This is a genomic window from Methylomagnum sp. (assembly GCF_054333355.1).
In genome coordinates this window covers 1-3,554 of record NZ_JBTEKS010000428.1, presented here as the reverse complement: position 1 = coordinate 3,554, position 3,554 = coordinate 1, and the positions used below count along the sequence as shown (strand labels likewise).

General features: G+C 60.8%; 4 protein-coding genes and 1 pseudogene. 1 reads left to right on the top strand and 4 read right to left on the bottom strand.

Annotation, left to right across the window (positions count from 1 at the left end; all coding sequences use genetic code 11):
• A pseudogene (locus ACXWUF_RS20540) lies at positions 1-189 on the top strand (hypothetical protein); the annotation flags it as partial.
• 164 nt (positions 190-353) lie between these two features.
• Here the strand turns inward: ACXWUF_RS20540 and ACXWUF_RS20535 are convergent.
• From ACXWUF_RS20535 to rfbA, 4 genes are all read right to left on the bottom strand, one after another.
• The gene (locus tag ACXWUF_RS20535) at positions 354-794 is read right to left on the bottom strand and encodes a DUF4124 domain-containing protein (protein WP_458496420.1); all 441 of its coding nucleotides are present in this window, start codon (positions 792-794) and stop codon (positions 354-356) included.
• A 331-nt stretch (positions 795-1,125) separates the two neighbouring features.
• Positions 1,126-2,028, bottom strand: a complete 903-nt coding sequence (gene rfbD / locus ACXWUF_RS20530) for a dTDP-4-dehydrorhamnose reductase (RefSeq protein WP_458496419.1) — start codon at positions 2,026-2,028, stop codon at positions 1,126-1,128.
• Entirely contained in the window at positions 2,025-2,582 is a 558-nt protein-coding gene (rfbC, locus tag ACXWUF_RS20525) for a dTDP-4-dehydrorhamnose 3,5-epimerase (protein ID WP_458496418.1), read from the bottom strand. Before rfbC ends, rfbD begins: the two co-directional genes overlap by 4 nt.
• Positions 2,579-3,472, bottom strand: a complete 894-nt coding sequence (gene rfbA / locus ACXWUF_RS20520; protein ID WP_458496417.1) for a glucose-1-phosphate thymidylyltransferase RfbA — start codon at positions 3,470-3,472, stop codon at positions 2,579-2,581. Before rfbA ends, rfbC begins: the two co-directional genes overlap by 4 nt.
• Positions 3,473-3,554: the final 82 nt, after the last annotated feature.

Here is a 3,554-nt window from a genome sequence, read left to right as displayed (position 1 = left end):
CTCGCCACGACGCTGCGCCGCTATGCCGATATTTACAATCACGCCATCCCCCAGCGGGCGCTGGGTCATGTCGCCCCCATTAACGCCCTCGCCGAATGGCGCGAGAGAAAGCCAGAATTATTCGTTTCGGCGGTAGACAATTTCACGGGTCTTGACAGGTACATAAGGTTTCCGTCAAAAGTTGCGTAATGGGAGCGGGCAGAAATTCCCGATTAAGGCCGGGGCGCTATTGCAGAAGTAACTATATGGAGGCTTTGGGGTGGATAAATATCCATCGCCCAACAGGTGAATGACGAAACGCTACGGCGGGCCAACCCAGTGCCCGCCGCGTTTCGTGGGGAATGAAACTACCCTTATCGTGCCGAATGGTTCAGGTTAATGGCGGACGGCCCGCTAGCCTCATCCGCTTGCTTTGGCCGCTGCGTCGGCGTCGGTATCGGCACTGGCTGAGTCCAGGCATATCTCCGCCTCTCCCCAGGCGGTGTCTGCTGCACCCAGCGTTGCAGGCGGGCATGTTCTTCCGCAGCCCGCTGCGCAGCCAACCGCTCGGCCTGCTCGGCTTTGGCCGTGTCGAAAGCCCGGTTACATGCCTCGGTTTGACGCAGATTGTCTTTGGCACGGGCCGCTTCCGTTTCGTCATACGGAATGGTGTTAACGACGATGGCTTTGCAACCCTCGGGTGGGACGGCGGCTTGTCTGAATTCGGTGCGACCGCTCGCATCGACGCATTTGAAGGTTCTCGCCTGAACAGGCAACGCGGCCAGAACGGCCAATAGCACAAATAAGCATTTCATAAACCCCTCCTGTTGGTGGACAACCAAGCTTAGCCAGCGAACGCCGCCAAAAGCAATATGAACGTTGTGCTGGTTCCCAAGCACCTGCTTGGGAACCCATGCCTTGCAAGGTCCGGCTTGCCGTGTTTCGGAGAACTGGAACGGGTGGGATTGCCGTTCGCGCCGCAACGGGAACCGCTTTCGCCGACGGGAAAATCATCCTCGCCACCGCGAGGGTAAGCTGTACATGCCTCGCGGCGTTGGCCAGTAATTGGCGGTCGTTTAAGCTATTGGAGGGGGCCGTGCGGGTATTGGATAAGAAACGGGCGCTGTCCGTCGAAGGGCCGCGAGGTTACGGCCCAACCTCATCCATACAAAGCCGCAGCGCCGCCTCCCAATCCGGCAACGCCAGCCCGAACGCCCCGGCCAGCTTGTCATTGCAAAGCACCGAATACGCCGGACGCTTGGCGGGCGTCGGATAACCCGACGTGGGAATCGGCTCCAACCGGGCGCAGGTTTCCGGCAGCAGTTCGCGGGCGATCCCGAGTTCCCGAATCTTCTCCGCGAACCCGAACCAAGTGGTCTCGCCGCCATTGGTGAGGTGATAGGTGCCGCCCAATTCCCCCGGCTCAAGGCGGCCCTCGAACATGGTGCGGGCCAGCAGCAGCGCCGTGGCTTCGGCAATCAATCGGCTCCAGGTCGGGGCACCGCGTTGGTCATCCACGATCCGCAGCGCCTCCCGTTCCCGTATCAGCCGCAGCATGGTCAGCAGGAAATTCTGCCCCCGCGCCCCATACACCCAAGCCGTCCGCAAAATTAGATGGGGCACGCCCACGGCCCGGATGGCTTCCTCACCGGCTAACTTACTGCGGCCATAGACGCTCAGCGGGCCTTTCTGGTCGTCCTCGCGGTAAGGCGCTAGGCCGTCGCCGGGAAACACGTAATCGGTGGAATAATGAATGAGTCCAGCGCCGACCGCCAAGCCTTCCTCGGCCAACACCCCGACCGCTTCACCGTTGATCCGAAAGGCCAATTCGGTTTCCTGCTCGGCCTTGTCCACGGCGGTATAGGCGGCGGCGTTGACGATCAGTCCCGGCTGGATGGCCCGAATCGCGGCACGCACGCCGTCCAAATCGGCCAGATCCAGCGCGGGCTGCGTGGTCCGGCCCCGCGTTATGACTTGCCCCAAACAGGCCAAGGTGCGGCGCAGCTCATAAGCCACCTGACCTTCGCCGCCGATGAGAAGAATGTTCATGCCGACCATACGGGAAGGGACTCGCGGGGGAAATCTTTCAGTAAGACACCGGCTTGGTCCTTCCCGGAAAGGGTGGGATTCTCGATGGGCCATTCGATGCCAATATCGGGATCGTCCCAGCGCAGGCTGAATTCGGCGGACGGGTTATAGAAGTCGGTACATTTATAGGAGAACAACGCGGTTTCGCCGGTGACGCAGAAGCCGTGGGCGAAGCCTTCCGGCACATAAAGCTGGTGCCGGTTCTCCTCGTTCAAGTAAGCACCGTACCACTGGCCGAAGGTCGGCGAGCCGAGCCGGATGTCCACGGCCACGTCGTAAACCTCGCCCTGCAACGCCTGGACGAGCTTGCCCTGCGGGCTGGGATTCTGGAAATGCAACCCGCGCAGGATGCCGCGCCGGGACAAAGACACGTTGTCCTGCACGAAATCCCGGTCCAACCCCGCTTCCGCATAGCGGCGGCGGTTCCAGGATTCCAGGAAAAAGCCACGGGCATCGCCGAACACATCGGGTTTAATCAACAGCACGCCGGGCAAAGTGGTGGTTTCTACGATCATGCGGTGCGTCCCATGCGAATCAACTGGTGAAGGTATTCGCCGTAGCTGCTCTTGCTGAGCGGCGCGGCCAATGCCTCCAGGGCGGCGTCATCAATCCAGCGTTGCGCCCAGGCGATTTCCTCGGGGCAGGCGATCTTGAGACCTTGGCGTTCCTCGATGGTTTGGATGAAGTTCGACGCTTGCAGCAAGGACTGGTGGGTGCCGGTGTCCAGCCAAGCGATGCCCCGGCCCAGCTTCTCCACCCGGAGTTGCCTTTGGGCCAGATACAGGTTGTTGATGTCGGTGATTTCCAACTCGCCCCGTGGGGAAGGCTTCAGGTCAGCGGCCATGTCCACCACTTGGTGATCGTAGAAATAAAGCCCGGTGATGGCGTAATTGGATTTCGGGTGCTTGGGCTTTTCCGCCAGATTGACCACTTGGCCCTCAGCGTCCAGTTCGGCGACGCCGTAGCGCTCCGGGTCTTTCACCCAGTAGCCGAACACCGTGGCACCGTCGGTTTGGCGGGCGGCTTTTTGCAGATAACCCTGCAAGCCGTGGCCGTAAAAGATGTTGTCGCCCAGGACGAGGCAGGAATTGTCGCCGCCGATGAAATCCCGGCCAATGATGAACGCCTGGGCCAGTCCTTCCGGCTTGGGTTGTTGCCGGTATTCGATATTGATGCCCCAGTGCTTGCCGTCGCCGAGCAGGTTGTGGAACAGCGGCGCGTCCTCCGGCGTGGTAATGATGAGGATGTCGCGGATGCCCGCCAGCATCAGCACCGACAGCGGATAGTAGATCATCGGCTTGTCGTAGATGGGCAGGAGTTGCTTGCTGACCACGCGGGTCAGGGGGTGCAGGCGGGTGCCGGAGCCACCCGCGAGGATGATGCCTTTGGTTGATTTGGATGTCATGGCAATCGCTTCTTTTATGGTAGGTCGGGCATGTACCCATGCCCGACGTTTCTTGTCGGCAGGGATGTCGGGCATGGGTACA

Bases quoted from the DNA above. Each gene is read 5' to 3' on its own strand.
- ACXWUF_RS20535 (WP_458496420.1), bottom strand. From the start codon at position 794: ATGAAATGCTTATTTGTGCTATTGGCCGTTCTGGCCGCGTTGCCTGTT.
- rfbD (WP_458496419.1), bottom strand. From the start codon at position 2,028: ATGAACATTCTTCTCATCGGCGGCGAAGGTCAGGTGGCTTATGAGCTG.
- rfbC (WP_458496418.1), bottom strand. From the start codon at position 2,582: ATGATCGTAGAAACCACCACTTTGCCCGGCGTGCTGTTGATTAAACCC.
- rfbA (WP_458496417.1), bottom strand. From the start codon at position 3,472: ATGACATCCAAATCAACCAAAGGCATCATCCTCGCGGGTGGCTCCGGC.